Genomic DNA, 21,214 nt, shown 5'->3' with positions numbered 1-21,214 from the left:
ATTCTTATTCTCTATGTTCAATTGGAATAAGCATCTTGATGAAATTGATTATTGCTATATAGCGCGATATCAATAAAAAGAGCATCTGCTTGGAAAGCAGAGCCGGTCACGAAAGGGGGAAGCTGAACAGCCCGAATTGCCGCTTCGGTGTACGATGTGCCGGGTGCAAAAGCCGGATCCGGCTGCCTTGCATTGTTTCACCGCTTGCGGAATGCCGCTGGCGGCACGCAGTTCAGTCGCGGGTGCCCGACTCATGTATTACGGAGAACGCTTCAACAGCATTACCCATACGGTGGGCGCGGCGCTGGCGGTGGCCGGCGGCGCCTTGCTGATCGTGGTCGCGGCGCGTAGCGGCGACCCATGGAAAATCGTCAGTTTCAGCATTTACGCGGCGATGCTGCTGATACTGTACCTGACCTCGACGCTGTACCACAGCTTGCGCGGCAAGGCCAAGGAGGTGCTGCGCCGGCTCGACCATTGTGCCATTTACCTGTTGATCGCCGGCAGCTATACGCCCTTCATGCTGGTCACCTTGCGTGGCCCCTGGGGCTGGTCGCTATTCGGCGTGGTGTGGGGACTGGCGGTGATCGGCATCGCCCAGGAAGTCTGGTACGCCCGCGGCGCGCGGATCTTGTCGCTGGTAATTTATGTGCTGATGGGCTGGCTGGCCGTGATCGGCTTGAAACCGCTGATCGCCGCGCTCAGCTGGGACGGTTTTTTATGGCTGGTGGCGGGCGGCCTGTGCTACACCGGCGGCATCGTGTTTTATGCCACCGACCATAAATTGCGCCATGGCCATGGCATCTGGCATTTGTTCGTGTTGGCCGGCAGTATCTGCCACTATGTTGCGGTGTTGTTTTACGTCGCATGAAGCGACACCTTATCCTTGCGCCTGAGTATCTTATAATTCAGCGATATTTGAAGCAAGGACAACAATGGATATCAATTCCGACGATTTGAAGATCTTCGTGACGGTGATCGATAGCGGCACGTTGAGCGCCGCGTCGGTGCACCTGGGGCAAACCACGTCCGGCGTCAGCCGCGCCTTGTCCCGGCTGGAAGAGAAATTGTCGACGTCCTTGCTGACCCGCACCACGCGCCGGATGGAACTGACGGAAGAAGGACACCTGTTTCTTGAAAAGGCGCGCGCCATCCTGGCGTCGATGGAGGACGTCGAGGAAACCATCCGCATCCGCCGCCAAAAGCCGGCCGGGCGTTTGTGCGTCGACGCCGCGTCGCCATTCATGCTGCATTGCGTGGTGCCGCATGTGGCCGAGTTTCGGGCCATGTATCCGGAGATCCGGCTGGAATTGACCAGCAACGACCAGATCGCCGACTTGCTGGAGCACCGCACCGATATCGCGATCCGCATCGGCGCGCTGAACGACTCGACGTTGCATGCGCGCGCGCTCAGTTCCAGCCCGCTATATTTGCTGGCCGCGCCCGATTACCTGGCGAAGCACGGCATACCCGCCACGCCGGAAGCGCTGCAAGACCATTCTTTGCTGGGATTTGTGCAATATGAGCTGGGCAATATGTGGCCGCTGCGGCATCAAGCCGGCAACAGCTTGCAAGTGATTCCATCGCTGACCGCGTCGAGCGGCGAAACGCTGCGCCAGTTGGCGTTGCAGGGGCAGGGCATTGTCTGCCTGGCCGATTTCATGACCCGCGACGATATCGCCGCCGGCCGGCTGGTGAAGGTGCTGGAACCGTTTTATACCGGTTATCGCCAGCAAATCCACGCCGTGTATTACCGCAATACCCAGCTGGCGCAACGCATTAGCTGTTTCCTGGAATTTTTACAGCACAAGCTGTAATTCAGACAGGCGAAACCTGGGTGTGCTTGACGATGCTGGGCGCCTTGGCCAGCAAGCCGGCCACGCCTGCCTGCAAGGTTGCGCTATGGCTTGCGCTCTGATGCGCGGCGAATGCGGCTTCGTCGATGAATTGCTCGACGAATACAAAAGTATCCTGCGTGTCATTGTCGCGATACAGCTCGTAACGCAGGTTGCCCGCTTCGGCGCGGGTCGGTGCGATGGCGGCGCTGAGGACGGCCTGCAATTGTTCTTCTTTGCCCGGCAAGGCTTGCAAGGTGGCGATGATATTGACGGTCATGTTTTTTCCGAAAAGAGATGTGATACAGCACGATACACGATTCCCGCTTTTTCGTTTGTTGACTGCAACTCACATATGATTTGCCGCCAGCGGTCTTGGTCTGCCGGGCATGCGGCGCCATACTGATTCCCTACCATTCAACACTAACGGAGTCAGCTATGAAAATATTCATCACAGGCGCAGCAGGATTTATCGGCAGTTCCATCGCCGCCGGACTGGTGCGCGCCGGACACAGCGTTACCGGCCTGGTGCGCAATGCGGCGCAGGTCGACGAATTGGCGGCCATCGGCGTTGCCGCCGTGGTCGGCACCTTGAACGACCGCGACTTGCTGATCGAGCAGGCGCGCGCCGCCGATGGCGTCATCAACGCCGCCAGCAGCGATCACCGCGGCGCCGTCGAAGCGCTGATCGAAGGCCTGGCCGGTTCCGGCAAGCCATTCCTGCACACCAGCGGTTCCAGCATCGTCGGCGACGCTTCGGGCGGCGAGGGCACCGAGCAGATTTATCATGAAGACCGCTTGCCGCGGCCGACCGCCGACAAGGCCGCGCGCGTGGCGATCGACGAGCTGGTGCTGGCCGCCGCCAAGCAGGATATCCGTTCGGCCGTGTTGTGCAATACCTTGATCTACGGCCATGGCGCCTTGCCGCGCGACAGCGTGCAATTACCGCGTTTGCTGAAACAGGCGCGCAAGAGCGGCGTGGTGCGCCATGTCGGTCCGGGCCGCAATATCTGGTCGAATGTCTACATCGGCGACGTGGTCGAACTGTATTTGCTGGCGCTGGAAAAAACGCCGGCCGGCACCTTCTATTTTGTCGAATCGGGCGAAGCGTCGTTCCGCGACATGACGGCGGCGATTGCCCGCGTACTGGAGCTGGAACCGGCGCAAGACTGGCCGCTGGACGATGCGATCGGCGAGTGGGGGTATGAAATGGCGTCCTACGGCCTCGGTTCGAACAGCCGGGTGCGCGGTCAACGCGGCCGCACCTTGCTGGGCTGGCAGCCGCATGGCCCATCTGTATTGGAGTGGATCGCCAAGGATATGCTGTAATTACTTGATCCAAGTCAGTAACTGAGTGGAAAACGGTCTCTATGTGCGCTAACACACGGTCTTTTTCGCCAAGCTCAGCTATGATGGCTGTGCGTGATTGAGGCGCACTGCCGAGAAGTCGTCGGCATGTTCGTTCATCAGCAGGTAAGCCGGTCGCCTCAAGGATCGGCACCAGATTCCCCTCGACAGCCGGCGCCGATTGCGCCGGCTTTTTGCATTCCAGCGCCGTTCACGCCATCCCGCATGCGATTCACCGCCCGTTATCCGCCGCTCGTCGAAAAGCTGTTTCGCCGTGCGGCGATTCGGCGTATCTTGACGATCAAACAAATCATCCGTGTCCATTTTCCGCAAACGAGGAGGAACACCATCATGAAAGAGAAACCGCAGTTGGAATCGCCGGGCCAGATCGTGCTGGGCGTGGTGGTGATCGGACTGGGTCTGTTATTCCTGCTCGATAACCTGAACCTGATCGATGTGCGTTATGCGTTTCGTTTCTGGCCGACCATCATCATGCTTTTTGGCGTATTGAAAATCATGCAAAGCCGGAGTACCGGTGCTTATATCGTCGGCGGTGCACTGGTCTTGTTCGGTCTGGCGCTGACCCTGAAATACCTGGGCCTGATTTACATCAGCTGGAAAACCCTGTGGCCGTTGCTGCTGATCGCGCTGGGTTTTTCTATCGTGCTGCGCTCGCTGCGCGGACGGCGCCGCACCCGGCGCGCGGCGCAAGGCGGTGTCGCCGGCGCCCCGGTATCGCTCGATAAGCTCGATAAAAAAGCCGCCGACGACGATAGCGAGGTCGAGGTCACGGCCATCCTCGGCGGGTATGTGCGGCGCATCGGCGCGCAGGATTTCCGCGGCGGCGAAGTGACCGCCATCCTCGGCGGCTGCGAACTCGATTTGCGGAATGCGGCCATCCGCGGCGAGGCCGTGCTGAACGTGTTCGTCATGTGCGGCGGCATCACGATCAAGGTGCCGCCCGACTGGAGCGTGGTGTTGCAAGGCACGCCGATACTCGGCGGTTTCGATGAAAAAACCATCGTGCCGCCGGATGCGTCGCAGCGCCTGATTGTGCGCGGCTACGCGATCATGGGCGGGCTGGAAGTGCGCAACTGAGATCCACGTGCCACCAGGCCGGCAGCAGTGCGCGGATTTCCGGCCGTGCAAAACGGTCGTCGATCAGGTACACCACGCCCCGGTCCGACTGGGTGCGGATCACGCGGCCAGCCGCCTGCACCACTTTTTGCAAGCCCGGATACAGATAAGTGTAATCGTAGCCGGCGCCAAACACGGCTTGCATGCGCTGGCGGATTTGTTCATTCACCGGATTAATTTGCGGCAAGCCCAGCGTCGCGACAAAGGCGCCGATCAGGCGCGCGCCCGGCAAGTCGATGCCTTCGCCGAATGCGCCGCCCAGCACCGCAAAGCCGATGCCCTGGCTGGTTGTCGTGAAACGCGCCAGAAAATGTTCGCGGGCGGCATCATCCATGCGTCGCGGCTGCAAGAACAGCGGGATGTCCGGATGCCGTTCGGCAAACAGCGCCGCCACTTTTTCCAGGTAATCGAAGCTGCTGAAAAACGCCAGGTAATTGCCCGGCTGGCTGGCATATTGCTGCCCCATCAAGGCGGCGATCGGGGCCAGCGAATCGGCGCGGTGCTGGTAGCGCGTCGAAATCCGGTCGGCTACCCGCACCGATAATTGGTCGGCGCTGAACGGCGATTCGACATCGACCCACGCGGTATGGTCCGGCATGCCCAGCGTGTCGCTGTAATAATTCCATGGGCTTAGCGTCGCGGAAAACAGCGCCGTGCTGCGGCTGGCGGCGTAGCGCTGTTTCAGGAACGGCGCCGGGATGATGTTACGGATGCACAAGGTCGTACCCTTGTCATCCTTGCTGATATCGAACAGTGAGTGCTCACCGAAACTTTCCCCCAGGCGCGTGAACAGCAATACCCCGAAGTAGAATTCTTGCAGCTCGGCATCGACGGCGCCCTGCTGGTCGGCCAGGCAGTCGCCGATGGCCGTGCCGGCGCCTTGCAGCGCCAGCATGAATTTTCCCGGTAGTTCGGGTACCACGCGGTAATCGTCCTGCTGTTCCTTCAGCAAGGCATTCCATGCGCGGTGCAAGCGGTCCAGCGGTTTCTTGAGGTCTTCGGTTGCGGTCTTGCGGACGAATTTTAAATCCGCATGGCGCAGCTCGGCCGTGTACATCTTGCGCGTCCGCGACACCATATTGTGCGCTTCATCGACCAGTACATTGATGGTCCAGTCGTTGGCCACAGTCAAGCCGTACAACATGGCGCTGATATCGAAGTAATGATTATAATCGCCGACGACGATGTCGGCCCAGCGTGCCAGTTCGCTGGCCAGGTAATACGGACAAACCTGGTGTGCCAGCCCGATGGCGCGCAAGCGGGCCTTGTCGAGGATGGCGCCGTGCTTCACCGCGGCACTGCGGGCCGCCGGCAAGCGGTCGTAAAAGCCGCGCGCCAGCGGACAAGAGTCGCCGTGGCATGCCTTGTCGGGATGTTCGCAAGCGCTGTGTTTGGCGCTCAATTCCAGTACCCGCAGCGGCAACAGCGGCGCGCTGCGCTGGATGACTTCACAGGCGTCGAGCGCCAGTTGGCGGCCGGGTATCTTGGCGGTCAGGAAAAACAGTTTGTCCACGCCATGCGTCGCGGCCGCCTTGAGCATCGGAAACAGGCTGCCGACCGTCTTGCCGATGCCGGTCGGCGCCTGTGCCAGCAAACAGCAGGCGCGGCTGCTGGCCTTGTACATCGCTTCCGCCAGCTGGCGCTGGCCGGGCCGGAATGCGGCATGCGGAAATGCCATGCTTTTCAGCCCGCTATCGCGCGCGCGGCGATGCGCCATTTCCTGTTCTGCCCAGAGCAGGAACAAGCTGCATTGCTGTTCGAAATACTGCTGCAGTCCGGCCGCGTCATGATCTTCGTGCAAGCAGGTTTCTTGCTGGCTGACGATATCGAAATAGACCAGGGCCACGCGCAAGGTGCTCAAGCCCAGCTGCCGGCACAGCAGGTGGCCATAAATCTTCGCTTGCGCCCAATGCAATTGGCGGTGATTGGCCGGCATGGCCGCCAAGTCGCCGCGGTACGTCTTGATTTCTTCCAGCTGGCGCCGGCTGCTATCGTAACCGTCGGCGCGGCCGCGCACATGCAGCGGCCCGAAGTCGCCGGACAAGCTCACTTCGCGCTGGTAATCGTCGCCGCGCCGCGCCGTCACCACGGCATGGCCGGCGATGCCTTCCTGGGCGGTCGGCGACGGCGTGAAACGGACATCGAGGTCGCCCTGTTTCGCGGTAAATTCGCACAGCGCGCGCAACGCCACGGTGTACTTTAAGTCCATTGCAGGTAACAGACAGTGATCGGCATATCGTGCTGGGCGCAATAATCGATCCAGCGTTTCTGGTTGTCTTGCAAGCGATCGCCCGGTCCTTTGACTTCGATCATGGTGTAGCGCTTTTGGTCCGGCCAGAACTGGATCAGGTCGGGGAAGCCGCTGCGGTTGGTTTTGATGTCGAGCAAGATGCGCTCGAACCATTTCTTCAAGTGGCTGGCCGGGATGCAATCGAGCGCCAAGGCGATCAAGGTTTCATCGAGTATCTCCCAACTGACGAACGGCGACTGGATGCCGGTCTTGTCGGCCCAGGTGCGCAAGATGGCATGGCGGTAGGCGTCCGTTTCCAGTTGTTCCAGGCAAGCGGCAAAGTCGGCCGCGCGGCGCTGCCGGAAATCGGCGCTGTGCAAGTCGGCCGGACCGCGATGGAAAGGGTGGAAGAACGCGCCCGGTATCGGCTTGAAGATGGCCGGCCAGCACAACAGGCCGAACAGGGAATTGATCAGCGTGTTCTCGACGTAATATACCGGCGCGCCGTGCTGCGCCAGATGGTCGCGCACCACGCCTTCGACATAAAAATCCTGTGCTGGCGGGGGCAGGCTGAGATCGAGCCGGCGCACCGGCGCGGCGGGCGGCCTGGCCGGCTTGATATGGCCCAGCTTGCGGCGCAAGCGTGGCTCCATGCGCAGCAATAATTGTTGTTCGGCGTCGCTTTCCGGGACCAGCCTGGCCTCGCACAAGCGTTCGAAGGCGGCGCCGTACTGGCCGTCTTTTTCCAGTACCCGAATCGCCCGCACCCGCGCGCCGGGGTAGGCGCAGCGGGCGTACACGGCAAACGCGGCATCCCAGTGCTGGAGTTTTTCCAGCTGCCGGGCGATCTGGAAGCGCAGCTTTTCGCGCCGGCTGGCCAGCCAGTCATTGCCGGGCGCCTGCTGTTCCAGTTCCCGCAAGATAGCGTCGACAGGCTGGCCGTCGTGGAAACGTTCGCGGCATTGTTGCAAGGCCAGGTAATCGTCGATATCGCGCCGCTGGCGGAACCCGCGCGACGCCGCCGAGAACTCGACTTTTTCATACCGATACACTCCGAGGTCGGACAAGACGAATGCCGACCAGTCCTGGTGAAAATTGCCAAAGAAGATCAACCGCAAGCGGTCGCACAAGGGCTTGTTGACGATATGGTACAGGTGGTCGCCGGAATCCGCGTACCACGCGGAGAAGCGCGCAGGATCGCGATGGCGCTCGCGCAGCGCCGCCAGTTGCTCGGCCTTGCGGGCGCATCTATCTACCGCCGACAAGCGGAACACGGCGCCGATTTCCGGTTTTTGCAACAGCTCGAACAAGTCGTCCAGGGTGAGCAAGGGATCGGTTTCCAGCCAGCCCAGCGCCAGCAACGGCAGGGCTGCCTGGTGGGCATCGCCGATTTCGCCATACACCAGCTTGCTGGCCCGGAACAGGCAGCCTTTGCGCATCACCATGCGCACGAACAGCGCGCGCGACGGCTGCGGCAACAGCGGGAACTGCGCAATGAACAAGTGTTCTGCATCGGTCAGCAAGTCGCTATAGCGTTCACGGATCCAGTCCAATACCTGGTGGAAGTTGTCCAGGTAATACAACTGGTTTTCAAGGACTCGTATCATATCGGGTAAAACTTTACTGTGTTTATATACAGTCTATCGTGTTGTGGAGTGCTTGCCCAGCATATTTTCAACGTGGTGGTCACACGCTAATATATAAACTTTTTGTTTACTTATTTGGGTGGGCTCGGTATATTTGACGCATCGACCAATAAAAAGATAGATTGATGAAAACCGCCATACTGATCGCCGCCGCCTGTTTGCTGGCCTTGTTATCCACCATCGGTGCTTCCTTGCCGTACCCGATCTTGCCGCCGCTGTTCGCGGCCGATGTCAGCAACAACTTCAATCACTTCCTCGGCTTGCCGCCCAAGTTATTGTTCGGCGTGGCGCTGATGATCAATCCATTCGGCTTGCTGATCGGTTCGGCCTTGCTGGGGCCGTTGTCCGACCGTTACGGCCGGCGTCCGGTATTGCTGGTCACCACGTTCGGCGCGGCGCTGGGCCATGCGATCACGGCCGTATCGCTGTTCATGCAGTCGTATCCGTTATTCATCGTGGCGCGTTTGATCACCGGCTTGCTGGAAGGTAACGGTTCGGTGGCCCGGGCCATGCTGGCCGACCAGTTGCAAGGTCCGTTGCGGCTGCGCGCGATGTCGTGGCTGAACGGCGCGTTTTACCTGGGCTGGCTGGCCGGGCCGCTGCTGGCCGGCGCCACGCTGGGCTGGGGCGTCACCGTGCCCTTCTGGATCGCGGTCGGCGCATTGCTGCTTGCCGCCGTGCTGGTCGCGCTGGCGCTGCCGCGTGAAACGCCATCGCTGGCGACCACGTCGTGGTGGCAAGTCGCGCGCGACCGCCATTCGTTCAACTTGCTGCGCCATGCCGATGTACGCCTGCTATTCATCGTGCAACTGACGTTTACTTGCGGCGTGTCCGGCTTTTACGAGTATTACCCGTTGTGGCTGGTGGAAGTGCCGCATTACGACGCGGCCGGCATCGCCTGGGTCAATGTCGGGCTGTGCGGCACGATGACGATCACCTCGCTGCTGGCCGGCGGCCCGAGCCGTTTTGATCCGCTGGTGCGCGCCAGCTGGAATGCGCTCGCGGTGGCGTCGATGATCGCGCTGGTGTCGGTCGGCCATGTGTGGCTGGGCATCGCGGCGATCGTGCTGTTCGGCATTCCGAACGCCTTGTATAACGCGGTGATCCAGGGCTGGTGCGCCGAACGCTTCAGCGAACACGGGCAGGGCGCCGTGATGGGCTTGCTGACCACTACCTTTTGCCTGGCCAATATCGTCATGGCGCTGGCCGGTTCGGTGCTGACGCTGATCGATACCCGCTTGATCCTGCTGCTGGGCGCGGGCTTGAGCGCGTGGGCCGCATGGCGCATGCAAAGCTGGCGCGGGCGCCTGGCGGGACCGGCGGTGGCCGAAGGAGCGGTCTGATGAATACCTCGGAGCATTTGCTGTTCTTGCTGAAGATGCGCGGCCCGATGACCGCGCAGCAATTGGCCGACTTGCTTGGCGTAACGTCGATGGGGGCGCGCCGCCAGCTGGAAGCGGCGCAGGACAAGGGCCTGGTGTCGTTTGACGACGTGGCTAACAAGGTGGGGCGGCCGTCGCGCCGCTGGCTGCTCAGCGACGCCGGCCATGCGCGCTTCCCGGACCGGCACGCCGACCTGACGCTGGAATTGATCGGCCAGTTGCGGCTGCTGTTTGGCGACGATGCGCTCGATAAATTGATTACCGCGCGTGAAGTGAGTAGCGAGGCGCATTACCGCAAGGTGCTGGGCGACGCCGGCGGCTGGCAAGAGCGGGTGGCCGGCCTGGCCTTGCTGCGCGAATCGGAAGGGTATATGGCCGATGTCGAACCGCAGGCCGATGGCAGCATGTTATTGCTTGAAAACCATTGCCCGATTTGTGCGGCGGCGCGGGAGTGCCAGGATTTTTGCCGTTCCGAACTGGCGATATTCCAGCGCGTGCTGGGAGCGGACTGTTCGGTGCAGCGCACCGAACATGTGCTGGAGGGCGGCCGGCGCTGCGTTTACCGGATCATGCCGGTCGCCTCCGGATAAGCCAGCCGTTTACTTCCTGGCGGCCTTGGCCGGTTTGGCTGGTGCTGCTTGCGGCGCGGCGGCAGCGCCGGCTTGCGCTACTTGCGCGGCGGCCTTGGCGATCTGTTCCTCGACCGCATCGACCGCCTGTTTGGTGGCCTTGGTCACTTGTTCGTAGCCGAGAAAGGCGTTGTCGATTGCCGCCTTGACGATGGCGACCGCGTTTTCCGAACCGGGCCGGACATTCTTGGTGACATCGTAGATCAGCGCGCTCAAATTGCTTTTCGCTTCGGCGACATGGGCGTCGGCCGCCGTGGTAAATTCCTGGTGGATTTCCTTGATGATATCGCTCAATTGCTGGTTGTAGGCGCTGGCGCCGGCGATGCCGGGCTGGGCTTTGGTGGCGGCGTTCAGCGCCGCTTTCGGATCCTTGGCCTGGCTGATTTCCTTGCCGGCCGCGATACCGTCTTCGACCTGGGATTTGGCGGTTGCCATGTTCAGCGCCAACACTTGCTCCACGCCTTGCACCGCCTTGGTGGTCAGGGTGTTAAAGGTCATTAACTGGAATTCAAACAGCGCTTTGGTAGCTGATGCAAATTGTTCGGGATTGGTAAACATGTGGTCTCCTCATGTGTGAACAGATGCTGCTGATGTTCGCGAATCTCGCGACGTCTGTGGTGGCGATGATGACGATGTACCCCGGTTGACCCGTGTTGTTATGGCCCCATTATTTAACAAGCGCCGGTTTTTCGCAACGGCTATCTTTGAACGGTCCCGATGCTTGTTCCCAGCCCGGTCCCAGGGTGGTCTGGGCGCACACCATGGTGCCTTCGGTCTTGCTGCGCCACTGGTACCAGGGCGCCGGTCCGGCCTGTGCCGACAGGCAAACGGCGAGCAGCAGGCAGGCGGCGATGCGGTGTTTCATGTGTTGCTCCATAACGATATTGCGGACAGCCGGCTTATTGTAGCGCCGTAAATCATTTCTTGTTTGTATGCGGCGCCGACAGCGGCAAATGTAGCGTGATGCGGGTGCCATGACCGGGCTCGCTGCTGGCGGCGATGCGTCCGCCCAGTACGCCGCTGACGATGTTGTGGGCGATGTGCAGACCCAGGCCCGAACCGCCGGAGCCGAGCTTGGTGGTGAAGAACGGATCGTAGATGCGGCCCAGGTGTTCCCGGGCGATGCCGATGCCGTCGTCGCTGACCGACAACAGCAATCCCTGTGCGCCATCGGCGCTGGCGCTGACCTCGATATGGCCGCCGTCGCGGCCGTCGAAACCGTGCAGCAGGCAGTTTTCAAATACGCTGGTCAGCACCTGGCCCAGCGGTCCGGGATAACTGTCCAGCAGCAGTCCGTCCGGAATTTCTTGCTTGACCGAAAAGGCGGTGTTTCTCAACGGTGCGCACAGCGGCAACATCAGGTCGGCGACAAATTCGCGCAGCACGAAACTGCGCCGTTGCGAACTGGCGCGGTCGACCGCGATCTGCTTGAAACTCGACACCAGGTTGGCGGCGCGCTGCAAATTGCGCAGCACGATGGCGTCCGCTTCGCTGGCCTGGCCCAGATAGGTTTCCAGTTCGGAGCGGCGCAAGCCATCCTGGAAACTTTCTGTCAGCACGCGGGTACGTTCGGCCATGGTGCTGGCGATCACCATGCTGTTGCCGATCGGTGTATTCAATTCATGGGCGATGCCGGCCACCAGCGCGCCCAGCGCCGCCAGCTTATCGCGACGCAACAATTCGCCTTGGGTAATCGACAGGTTTTCCAGCGCGCTGGCCAATTCCTGGTTGGCCAGCGTCAGCGCGCTGGTGCGTTGCGTCACCAATTCTTCCAGGTGGGTGCGGTGGCGCTGCAATTCCTGCTCGTGGCGGGTGCGGCCGATGGCGATGCCGGCCAGGTGGGTGGCGACATCGATCAGGCGCAATTCGTCCGGCGTCGGGCTGCGCACGTCGCGGTAATACATGGCGAACGAACCGAGTACGGTATCCTGGTCCATGATCGGGCGCGACCAGCAGGCGCGCAGGCCGAACGGCTGTGCCAGTTGCCGGTAGGGCGCCCACAGCGGATCTTGCATGATGTCGCTGACCACCACCGCTTGCTTGCGGAACATGGCGGTGCCGCAAGAGCCAACCGACGGCCCGATCTCGGCGCCCTCCAGCGCCGCCATGTATTGCGGCGGCAAGCTGGGGCCGGACAGGCTGTGCATATGCTGGCCGTCTTCATCGAGCAGCAGGATCGAGCAATACACGCCGGCCGACTGGCCTTCGATCAGCAGCATCAGACGATCCAGCGTGCCTTTCAGCGGCGCGCCCTTGGCAATCATTTCCAGCAAAGCATTCTGGCCGGAACGCAATGCTTGCGCCAGGTTGCGTTCGGTCAAATCGATGAAACGCGCATGCACCAGCTGGCGTCCCGGCACCGACAGGCGCACCAGCCGGATTTCGCACTCGATCGGCTTGCCGTCGCGGTATTGGCAGGTGGCGCGGAATATCTCGGTCTTGCCTTCCAGCGTCAGCGCGATCTTTTCCTTGAGCAGTTCCAGTGACGATTGTTCGCTGGCCTGGCGGGCTGGAAACAAATCACCGATGTTCAATTGCAGCAAGCCGCGCAGCGGCAAGCCGAATAGCTGCTCGGCGAGGTGATTCGCATCGATCAAGAGCTGGTTGTCGATGTCGAACAGCAGCACCGCCTCGGGCGAGCCGGCCAGTATCGCGTGGTAATTGACTTCCAGGGTTTGCGGATGCAGCGCGCCGGCACGCTGCGGCGTCACGGAGGGCGGGGCCGCCTTGTGCAGCGCCAGTTCCATCAGGATTTTTTCGGCCACGTCGCGCGCATCGAAAGGCATCTTGATGTAATCGACCGCGCCGGCGCCGATGCTGCGGCCCTGTTCCTCGGCGCTGGGCTGGGCCGACATCAGCAGCAGCGGCACGCCGTGGCGGGAGCCGGCATTGCGCAGGCGCATGCAGGCGGCGCCGATATTGTTGCCGGCCAGCGCAGCGTCGAGCAAGATCAGGTCCGGCCCGCCGGCCGCCAGCCGCACGGCGGCATCGATATCGCCGGCCACCCCGGTGGCCAGGTCGTGACGATCCAGCACGTACAGCAATTCGCGCAATTCCTCCGGCGAATTACTGACGAGTAAAACGTTACTGCGGACTGGCAATGAATTCAACTGATTCATCTGGTCGCGCTCCTACGGCGTTAACGTTAAGCTGCGTTGACCTGCACGGTTTTCTCAGGCGCTCCAAGTATTACATCCAAGCAAGGATGAGTAAACGTGGAATAGCAAGATTAGCATGATCTAGCGCAATAGGGCACCATCAGGCGGCCGTCCCCAGCGCCTCGCGCGCCGCTTCGATGCGTGGGTAATTATCCTCTATCCAGTCGACCAGCAGCGCCAGTCTTTGCGCCGCTTCGATGCCCAGCGGGGTCAGGCTGTATTCGACCTTGGGCGGAATTTCCAGGTAAGCCTGGCGCAGTATAAAACCGTCGCCGGTCAGCGCATCGAGGGTTTGCGCCAGCATTTTTTCGCTGACGCCGCCGACTTCGCGCCGCAATTCGCTGAAACGGCGTGTGCCTTGAAGCAAGACCACCAGCACCAGCACGCCCCAGCGGCTGGTGATATGGCTCAGCACCGAGCGGGAAGGGCAGTCGGCTGCCAGTAATTGGCCCCGTTGGGCGTAAAGATGCATGGCGGTCCGCATGCTGGTGCCGGGCGTGTCGCGGGTATCGATGGTCATGGCTGCTAAGAAAGTAATGGGCTAACTAAAAGGTACGTACTTACAATTCGTTAGTTTAAACCTTATTATGCGGTTTTACCACTGACCTTGAAGGGAATTATTATGATCGTCATCACTGGAGCAACAGGCAAACTGGGCCGACTCGTCATCGCCGAGTTGCTGAAACACAGCCCGGCGTCGCATATCGTCGCGGCGGTGCGCAATGTCGACAAGGCAAAAGACCTGGCCACACTCGGCGTGCAAGTGCGCGCCGCCGACTACAACCGTCCGGCCAGCCTGGATGCGGCGTTCCACGGTGCCAGCAAGATTCTGCTGATTTCATCGAGCGAAACCGGCCAGCGCACGCAGCAGCATCAAAACGTCATCGACGCGGCCCGGCGCGCCGGCGTGGCCTTGCTGGTCTACACCAGCCTGCTGCATGCCGACACCTCGCCGCTGGGCCTGGCGACCGAACATACGGCCACCGAAAAGGCGATCCGCGCATCCGGCCTGAATTACAGCCTGTTGCGCAATGGCTGGTATTTTGAAAACTACAGCGAGCATTTCGCACCGGTGCTGGAACATGGCGTGTTGCTGGGCAGCGCAAAAGAGGGCCGCATCTCGGCCGCCGCGCGCGCCGATTACGCCGCCGCCGCCGCGACCGTGCTGACCGCCGCCGCGCCTGCGCAAGTGTATGAACTGGCGGGCGACCGCGGCTTCACGCTGGCCGAACTGGCGGCCGAGCTGGCACGCCAGTCGGGCAAGCCGGTGGCTCACAAGGATTTGCCGGAGCACGATTACAAGGCGCTGCTGGTGGGGGCGGGCGTGCCGGAAGGTTTTGCGGCCTTGCTGGCCGATTCGGATGTCGGCGCCTCGAAGGGCGGGCTGGAAGACAACAGCAAGCAATTGAGTGCGCTGATACGGCGTCCGACCACCACGCTGGCCGAGGCAGTCAAGGCTGGTTTGGCGCTATGACGACGGGGTAGCGTCCGGCAATGAAAAAAGCCGCAAACTCGTGAAAGTTTGCGGCTTTTTCGCGTATCCGGTAGATGGTGCCCACGGAGGGACTCGAACCCCCACACCTTGCGGCACATGGACCTGAACCATGCGCGTCTACCAATTCCGCCACGTGGGCACTGTTGCTGCTTGTTGCTCTTTGCTGCTGCGTGTTCTGCAGCGACGGACAGAATCATAATGGCTGGCAGGGAATCGGTCAATCGACATTTCATGTTTTTTGACATTTTTCGTCCATGACGCCGCGAATCGCGTTTGCGCCGGCGCCGGCGCCGATCGCGTGCTGAAATGAAAAAAGCCGCAAACTCGTGAAAGTTTGCGGCTTTTTCGCGTATCCGGTAGATGGTGCCCACGGAGGGACTCGAACCCCCACACCTTGCGGCACATGGACCTGAACCATGCGCGTCTACCAATTCCGCCACGTGGGCACTGTTACTTCTTGCTATCTTCTTTGCAGTGTTACGCGAAGAAGGCAGCATCATAAGGGGCGCTCTTTAATTGGTCAATGGGAAATTGATGTTTTTTTGCAAGAAGGTGAAATGAGGCTTCTTGCCGCGATAAATTGGGCGAATTTCCGTAGGTCGACTTGGCTCGAAGAGCGCAAGCCGACATGAGCCGTTGATTAAGCTTGCCGGATTGCGCTGCGCTAATCCGACCTGCGATTATTTCTGTTTGCTTGATTGCGCGGGAGAGGGTGAAATGAAAAAAGCCGCAAACTCGTGAAAGTTTGCGGCTTTTCTGCGTATCCGGTAGATGGTGCCCACGGAGGGACTCGAACCCCCACACCTTGCGGCACATGGACCTGAACCATGCGCGTCTACCAATTCCGCCACGTGGGCACTGATGCACTTCTTTTATAGCAACTTCTGCTATTATACGGCCCAGGAGAGTTTTGCGCCAGATGAAGTTTCCTTCCATACTGCACATCAACCCTGTTACCGCTTTCCCGTATCGACTGACTTTTTCAAGTTTGCCGCTGCGAGAGACCAAGATTATAGAGGAATATTTGCGGATGTCAAATGCGTGCCGCGATTTTCTTCTCGGCGGCATCAAAACAGCGGCCCGGCACGCTGTCCGTTAGGTAAACCATCGCAACCTCCGGTACACTACCGTCTATCACCGTGTCAATATTGACGGTGATGTCATCGGTGTTTATTCCCTTGATCACTGTCAATAACAACTATAGAAATACTTTTGAGCCAACATACCCACACCATCCCCAGCCGGGAGGACATTCTCGGCATATTCCGCAGTGTCAACGCGCCGCTTGCTCCGCAGTCACTCGCGAAATCGCTGAAAGTTCATGCCGATTCCATGGAGGTCCTGGTGCGCCGCCTGAAAGCCATGGAGCGCGACGGACAGCTCAAGTCCGGTCCTGACGGCGATTTTGCGCTGGCCGACCAGAGCGGTTTCATCGCCGGCCGCGTCAGCAGCCATCGCGACGGTTTTGGTTTCATCATCCCGGACGACGCCAGCCCCGACCTGTTCCTGCCTGAAAAAGAAATGCAGAAAGTACTGCATGGCGACCGCGTGCTGGCGAAAGTGGTCGGCACCGACCGCCGCGGCCGTCCGGAAGGCACCATCGTCGAAGTCACCAGCCGCGCCAACAGTCACATCATCGGCCGCCTGCTGAATGAAAACGGCACCTGGGTGGTGGCGCCGGAAGACAAGCGCATCGGCCAGGATATCCTGGTGGCCGGTTCGCCCGGCAAGGCCAAGGCCGGCCAGATCGTCAGCGTCGAATTGACCGAACAGCCGATGCGCTTCAAGCAGCCGGTCGGCAAGATCGTCGAAGTGCTGGGCGCGCTGGACGATCCCGGCATGGAAATCGAAATCGCGGTGCGCAAGTTCAATGTGCCGCACATCTTCTCGGCCGCCGCGCTGAAACAGGCGGCCAAATTGCCGTCGGTGGTGCGCGATGCCGACCTGGCCGAGCGGGTCGATTTGCGCGACGTGCCGATGGTGACGATCGATGGTGAAGACGCGCGCGATTTCGACGATGCGGTGTATTGCGAGCCGGTCAAGGTTGGCCGGAGCAATTGCTTCCGCCTGATCGTCGCGATCGCCGACGTCAGCCATTATGTGAAACCGAACGATGCGCTCGACGTCGATGCGCTGGAACGCAGCACCTCGGTATATTTCCCGCGCCGGGTGATCCCGATGCTGCCGGAAAAGCTGTCCAACGGCCTGTGTTCGCTGAACCCCGCCGTCGACCGTTTGACGCTGGTGTGCGACGCGGTGGTGACCGACAAGGGCGAAATCAAGGCCTACCAGTTCTATCCGGCCGTGATCCATTCGGCGGCGCGCCTGACCTATAACGAAGTGGCGGAAATCCTCGGTAACACCAAGGGACCGGAAGCGGCGCGCCGCCCGGCCATCGTGCCGCATCTGCTGAATTTGTACGACGTCTACCACGCGTTGCTGAAGGCGCGCACGGCGCGCGGCGCGATCGATTTCGAGACCACCGAAACCTATATCGTCTGCAATGAAGTGGGCAAGATCGAAAAGATCATTCCGCGTACCCGCAACGATGCGCACAAGGTCATCGAAGAGTGCATGCTGGCGGCCAATACCTGCGCCGCCGACTTGCTGATACGCCACAAGCATCCGGGCACCTACCGGATTCACGCCAGCCCGACCAAGGAAAAGCTGACGCAAGTGCGCACCTTCCTGAAACAGGTCGGCCTGAACCTGACCGGCGGCGATACGCCGAGCGCCAGCGACTACCAGGCGCTGATGCAGCAAATCAAGCCGCGTCCCGACGCGGCGTTGCTGCAAACCATGCTGCTGCGCTCGATGCAGCAAGCGGTCTACAGCCCGGACAATATCGGCCACTTCGGTTTGGCGTACGAAGCGTATGCCCACTTCACCAGCCCGATCCGCCGTTATCCCGACTTGCTGACGCACCGCGCCATCAAGGCGATCCTGCTTGGCAAGCGCTACGAGCCGAAGATCGGCGCCACCAGCGTGTTGAACACCAATGTGTCGAACGCGACCCGCAAGCAGCAAGCCAAGGACAAGGCCGAAGGCAAGCAGAAAGCCGCCGCCGACCTGACCGTCTGGGATGCGCTGGGCGTGCACTGTTCCGCCAACGAGCGCCGCGCCGACGAAGCGTCGCGCGACGTCGAGGCATGGCTGAAGTGCTACTTCATGCAAGACAAGCTGGGCGAGGAATTCACCGGCGTGATCACCGGCGTGACCACTTTCGGCGTCTTCGTGCAATTGGATACGCTGTTCGTCGAAGGCCTGGTGCATGTCACCGAACTGGGCACCGACTACTTCCAGTACGACGATGCGCGCCATGAATTGCGCGGCGAACGCACCGGCAAGCGCTATCAATTGACCGACCGTTTGACCGTGCAGGTGGCGCGGGTCGACCTGGAATCGCGCAAGATCGATTTGCGCCTGTTGCCGGAAGCGGGCAGCGCGGCGCTGGCAGGCAAGGGCGGCGCAAAATCGTCGGCCAAGGGCGGCAAGGGCGGCGCAGGGGGCACGATCTCGACCTACGATACGCCGCTCGAGATCGCCGCGCCGAAACGCAAGGGCGCCGCAAAAAGCATGGTCAAGCCTGGTCCGACCACCCAGTCGCGCCATGAAATCAAGGCCGTCAAGCCGGCGGCCAAGGCCAAGGCTGGAGCCAAGCGCAGCAAATCCACCGCCACGGCAGCAGCCGCGGCGGCACCACGTGCAGCAAAAACTGTATCAAAATCAAGCAAGAAGAAACGATAACACATGAAGAATAAAATGATTTTCGGCTTCCATGCCGTCACCTCGCGTTTGCGTCACGAGGCGTCGTCGGTGGAAGAAATTTTCGTCGATGCCAGCCGCGTCGACCGCCGCATGCAAGACATGGTGGCGGCCGCCAAGGCAGCCGGCGTGCGCGTGATGCCGGTCGACTCGTCGCGTCTCGACAAGATCGTCGGCACCCGCCGCCACCAGGGCGTGATCGCGTTCGCGTCGGAACTGGCGCTGGCGCGCAACCTCGATGAATTGCTCGATGCGATCGACGGTCCGCCACTGCTGCTGATCCTCGACGGCATCACCGACCCGCACAACCTGGGCGCCTGCCTGCGGGTGGCCGACGGCGTCGGCGCGCACGCGGTGATCGTGCCGAAAGACCGCGCGGTCGGCCTCAACGCCACCGCCGCCAAGGTCGCCAGCGGCGCCGCCGAAACCGTGCCGTACATCACGGTGACCAACCTGGCGCGCACCATGCGCGAATTGAAAGAGCGCGACATCTGGCTGATCGGCACCTCCGACGATGGCGAAAAAGGCTTGTATGAAGCCGATTTCAGCGGCCCGACCGCGCTGGTGATGGGTTCCGAAGGCGAGGGCATGCGCCGCCTGACCCGCGACACCTGCGACATCCTCGTCAATATCCCGATGTTCGGCTCGGTCGAAAGCCTGAACGTCTCGGTCGCGTCCGGCGTCTGCCTGTACGAAGCGCGCCGCCAGCGCCTGGCCAAGGAAGCGTAATCCCCACCGGGGACGCGGTTCGATTATCGGGCAATATTGTCCGATGATCGAACCCTGTCCCCGGTTCCGGTTTCAGCGGCTGCGGGCCGAATGCGCTACCATCTGTTTTTCCCTCCCCCTATCGAGTGTCCGTCTTATGTTTCACCGTCTGCGCGAAGATATCAACAGCATCATCGAACGCGATCCCGCCGCCCGTAACGGCTGGGAAGTGCTGACCTGTTATCCGGGGCTGCAGGCGATCGTCATGCACCGCTGGTCGTTCTGGTGCTGGAACCATGGCTTGAAGTGGCCGGGCCGTTTTATTTCCTACCTGGCGCGTATCGTCACCGGCATCGAAATCCATCCCGGCGCGACCATCGGCCGGCGCGTGTTCATCGACCACGGCTTCGGCGTGGTGATCGGCGAAACGGCGGTGGTCGGCGACGATTGCACCATTTACCAGGGCGTCACGCTGGGCGGCACCTCGCTCACCAGCGGCAGCAAGCGCCATCCGACGCTGGAGCGCGGCGTCATCGTCGGCGCCGGCGCCAAGGTGCTGGGCAGTTTCACGGTCGGCGAATACGCCAAGGTCGGTTCCAACGCAGTGTTGCTGAAGGGCGTGCCGCACGGCGCGACGGCGGTCGGCAATCCGGCCCATATCGTGCAAAAGGACGCCAGCCATGCGCGCGAGGGCAGCACCGCGCATCTGTTCGCCGCCTATGGCGTGACGCCGAACGGCGACGATCCGCTGTCGAAGGCGCTGCAAGGCTTGATCACCCACGCGGTCAGCCAGGAGCAGCGCATCGACACCATCCTGGCGACGATGAAGGCGGCGGGGATCTGCTGCAACAGCGTGCCGGAATGTGATAAATTCGACTCGGAACACTTGAACAAACTCGTCGATTAAGGATGACCGCATGACTACAGAAGTATCTTCCGCGCCCGACGGTGCGGCCGTGCTCGACCCGTTTGAAATCCGCGTGCTGGCCGTGCTGGCCGAAAAGGAAGCGCTGACGCCGGATAATTACCCGCTGTCGCTGAATGCGATCACCAACGGCTGCAACCAGTTGTCCAGCCGCGAGCCGGTGATGGCGATTTCGGAAGAGACCGTGTACGACGTGTTGCAGCGGCTGATGCAGCGTAAATTCGTCAATGGCATCACGCAGGCCGGCGCGCGCGTGGCCAAGTATGAACACCGCATGCGCATCAAATGGTCGCTGGAACAGGACAAGCTGGCGATCCTGACCACGCTGATGCTGCGCGGCCTGCAAACCGCCGGCGAAATCCGCAGCCGCAGCGGGCGGCTGCATGAATTCAAGAGCGTGGCCGAGGTCGAAACGGGCTTGCAATTCCTGATCGATAAATATCCGCCGCTGGTGGCCAGGCTGGCGCTGGCGCCGGGCGCCAAGGAGCCCCGCTACGGCCAGTTGCTGGGCGGCGAAGAAGCGCTGGCGCGCGATGAAACGGCGTCCGGTTTCGCCGGCGCGGTGGCGCCGCCGCAAGGCGGCGGCCGGGTCGCCGCGCTGGAACAGGAAGTGCGGCAATTGCGCGGCGAAGTCGCCGACCTGGCGGCGCAATTCGCGGCGTTCAAGCAGCAGTTCGAATAAAATCGATTCGCTTTTTTATTATTCGTAATTGGCCGGATCGATGGCCGGCGTGCCGTGGTGCGCAAACACATCGCCGCCGCGCGGATGTTTCTGGGTCTGGCGCAGTGCATCCGATGGCGGGCTGATGAAGACGATCGATGCTTCGTTGCTGTCGCGCAGGTTGATCGCCGCGCTGATGCCGCCGTCGCGATAGCTGCCCATTACCCCGATCGCCATCTGCATGAACAGCGTGGCCGCGCCGGTGTTGCCGAGCCGCTGGTCGGTATCGATGAACT

The 21,214-nt window shown here is 61.3% G+C and carries 19 protein-coding genes and 3 tRNA genes (1 of these 22 running past the window's edge); 11 read left to right on the top strand and 11 right to left on the bottom strand.

The annotated features are described in order from the left end of the window. Positions 1-253 precede the first annotated feature (253 nt). Complete coding sequence (gene trhA, locus GJA_RS14595) at positions 254-871, top strand: PAQR family membrane homeostasis protein TrhA (protein WP_038493372.1); 618 nt, start codon at positions 254-256, stop codon at positions 869-871. A gap of 64 nt (positions 872-935) precedes the next feature. Continuing rightward, entirely contained in the window at positions 936-1,817 is an 882-nt protein-coding gene (locus GJA_RS14590; protein ID WP_038493369.1) for a LysR family transcriptional regulator, read from the top strand. Position 1,818: 1 nt separating this feature from the next. Here GJA_RS14590 and GJA_RS14585 read toward each other — a convergent pair whose 3' ends face one another. After that, positions 1,819-2,115, bottom strand: a complete 297-nt coding sequence (locus GJA_RS14585) for a putative quinol monooxygenase (protein ID WP_038493366.1) — start codon at positions 2,113-2,115, stop codon at positions 1,819-1,821. Between the two features lie 158 nt (positions 2,116-2,273). Here GJA_RS14585 and GJA_RS14580 point away from each other — a divergent pair, with 158 nt between their 5' ends. Together GJA_RS14580 and GJA_RS14575 are read left to right on the top strand one after the other, a co-directional pair. Continuing rightward, positions 2,274-3,164 carry an NAD-dependent epimerase/dehydratase family protein gene (locus GJA_RS14580; protein WP_038493363.1) on the top strand — a complete coding sequence of 297 codons (891 nt, stop codon included), beginning with the start codon at positions 2,274-2,276 and terminating at the stop codon, positions 3,162-3,164. A 369-nt stretch (positions 3,165-3,533) separates the two neighbouring features. Next, the gene (locus GJA_RS14575) at positions 3,534-4,280 is read left to right on the top strand and encodes a LiaI-LiaF-like domain-containing protein (RefSeq protein WP_038499927.1); all 747 of its coding nucleotides are present in this window, start codon (positions 3,534-3,536) and stop codon (positions 4,278-4,280) included. On the opposite strand, the gene GJA_RS14570 is transcribed toward GJA_RS14575, so the two are convergent. Continuing rightward, a complete protein-coding gene (locus GJA_RS14570) occupies positions 4,252-6,528 on the bottom strand; it encodes an ATP-dependent DNA helicase (RefSeq protein WP_038493360.1) in 2,277 nt (758 codons plus the stop codon). The two genes, GJA_RS14575 and GJA_RS14570, sit on opposite strands and share 29 nt — an antisense overlap. Then, positions 6,519-8,156, bottom strand: a complete 1,638-nt coding sequence (locus GJA_RS27995) for a VRR-NUC domain-containing protein (RefSeq protein WP_038493357.1) — start codon at positions 8,154-8,156, stop codon at positions 6,519-6,521. Before GJA_RS27995 ends, GJA_RS14570 begins: the two co-directional genes overlap by 10 nt. Before the next feature lie 164 nt (positions 8,157-8,320). Between GJA_RS27995 and GJA_RS14560 the strand changes: the two genes are divergently transcribed. After that, positions 8,321-9,538, top strand: coding sequence for an MFS transporter (locus GJA_RS14560; protein WP_038493354.1), 1,218 nt, complete (start codon positions 8,321-8,323; stop codon positions 9,536-9,538). Next, positions 9,538-10,167, top strand: a complete 630-nt coding sequence (locus tag GJA_RS14555) for a helix-turn-helix transcriptional regulator (RefSeq protein WP_038493351.1) — start codon at positions 9,538-9,540, stop codon at positions 10,165-10,167. Before GJA_RS14560 ends, GJA_RS14555 begins: the two co-directional genes overlap by 1 nt. Positions 10,168-10,176: 9 nt before the next feature. On the opposite strand, the gene GJA_RS14550 is transcribed toward GJA_RS14555, so the two are convergent. The 4 genes from GJA_RS14550 to GJA_RS14535 form a co-directional block, all read right to left on the bottom strand. Continuing rightward, on the bottom strand, positions 10,177-10,764 hold the full coding sequence (locus tag GJA_RS14550; RefSeq protein WP_038493348.1) for a phasin family protein: 588 nt from the start codon (positions 10,762-10,764) through the stop codon (positions 10,177-10,179). A gap of 109 nt (positions 10,765-10,873) precedes the next feature. After that, positions 10,874-11,071 carry a hypothetical protein gene (locus GJA_RS14545; protein ID WP_081905420.1) on the bottom strand — a complete coding sequence of 66 codons (198 nt, stop codon included), beginning with the start codon at positions 11,069-11,071 and terminating at the stop codon, positions 10,874-10,876. A gap of 52 nt (positions 11,072-11,123) precedes the next feature. Next, a complete protein-coding gene (locus GJA_RS14540; RefSeq protein WP_051780899.1) occupies positions 11,124-13,325 on the bottom strand; it encodes an ATP-binding protein in 2,202 nt (733 codons plus the stop codon). A gap of 139 nt (positions 13,326-13,464) precedes the next feature. Then, a complete protein-coding gene (locus tag GJA_RS14535) occupies positions 13,465-13,884 on the bottom strand; it encodes a winged helix-turn-helix transcriptional regulator (RefSeq protein WP_038493343.1) in 420 nt (139 codons plus the stop codon). A 102-nt stretch (positions 13,885-13,986) separates the two neighbouring features. On the opposite strand from GJA_RS14535, the gene GJA_RS14530 reads away from it, so the two are divergent. After that, positions 13,987-14,838: an SDR family oxidoreductase gene (locus tag GJA_RS14530; RefSeq protein WP_038493342.1), complete on the top strand. Its 852-nt coding sequence runs from the start codon at positions 13,987-13,989 to the stop codon at positions 14,836-14,838. Positions 14,839-14,913: 75 nt separating this feature from the next. Here the strand turns inward: GJA_RS14530 and GJA_RS14525 are convergent. From GJA_RS14525 to GJA_RS14515, 3 genes are all read right to left on the bottom strand, one after another. Then, positions 14,914-14,998 (bottom strand) — tRNA-Leu (locus tag GJA_RS14525). A 222-nt stretch (positions 14,999-15,220) separates the two neighbouring features. Further along, a tRNA-Leu gene (locus tag GJA_RS14520) sits at positions 15,221-15,305 on the bottom strand. 326 nt (positions 15,306-15,631) lie between these two features. Further along, a tRNA-Leu gene (locus GJA_RS14515) sits at positions 15,632-15,716 on the bottom strand. Between the two features lie 355 nt (positions 15,717-16,071). Here GJA_RS14515 and rnr point away from each other — a divergent pair. From rnr to GJA_RS14495, 4 genes are all read left to right on the top strand, one after another. Further along, positions 16,072-18,606, top strand: coding sequence for a ribonuclease R (gene rnr, locus GJA_RS14510; protein ID WP_038493338.1), 2,535 nt, complete (start codon positions 16,072-16,074; stop codon positions 18,604-18,606). Positions 18,607-18,609: 3 nt separating this feature from the next. Beyond that, positions 18,610-19,353 carry a 23S rRNA (guanosine(2251)-2'-O)-methyltransferase RlmB gene (rlmB, locus tag GJA_RS14505; protein ID WP_038493336.1) on the top strand — a complete coding sequence of 248 codons (744 nt, stop codon included), beginning with the start codon at positions 18,610-18,612 and terminating at the stop codon, positions 19,351-19,353. A 136-nt stretch (positions 19,354-19,489) separates the two neighbouring features. Further along, on the top strand, positions 19,490-20,239 hold the full coding sequence (gene cysE, locus GJA_RS14500; protein WP_038493334.1) for a serine O-acetyltransferase: 750 nt from the start codon (positions 19,490-19,492) through the stop codon (positions 20,237-20,239). A 10-nt stretch (positions 20,240-20,249) separates the two neighbouring features. Further along, positions 20,250-20,939 (top strand): YceH family protein, encoded by a 690-nt coding sequence (locus tag GJA_RS14495; RefSeq protein ID WP_038493332.1) that lies wholly within the window; start codon positions 20,250-20,252, stop codon positions 20,937-20,939. An 18-nt stretch (positions 20,940-20,957) separates the two neighbouring features. On the opposite strand, the gene GJA_RS14490 is transcribed toward GJA_RS14495, so the two are convergent. Next, on the bottom strand, positions 20,958-21,214 hold the 3' portion of the coding sequence (locus GJA_RS14490; protein WP_038488800.1) for a DUF2875 family protein. It continues 10 nt past the right edge of the window; the window shows 257 of its 267 coding nt (coding positions 11-267); the start codon falls outside the window, past its right edge; its stop codon occupies positions 20,958-20,960.

Source organism: Janthinobacterium agaricidamnosum NBRC 102515 = DSM 9628 (genome assembly GCF_000723165.1).
Lineage (GTDB): Bacteria > Pseudomonadota > Gammaproteobacteria > Burkholderiales > Burkholderiaceae_D > Janthinobacterium > Janthinobacterium agaricidamnosum.
The sequence above is the reverse complement of the archived record's forward strand: the minus strand, read 5'-3'. Positions and strand labels throughout refer to the sequence as shown.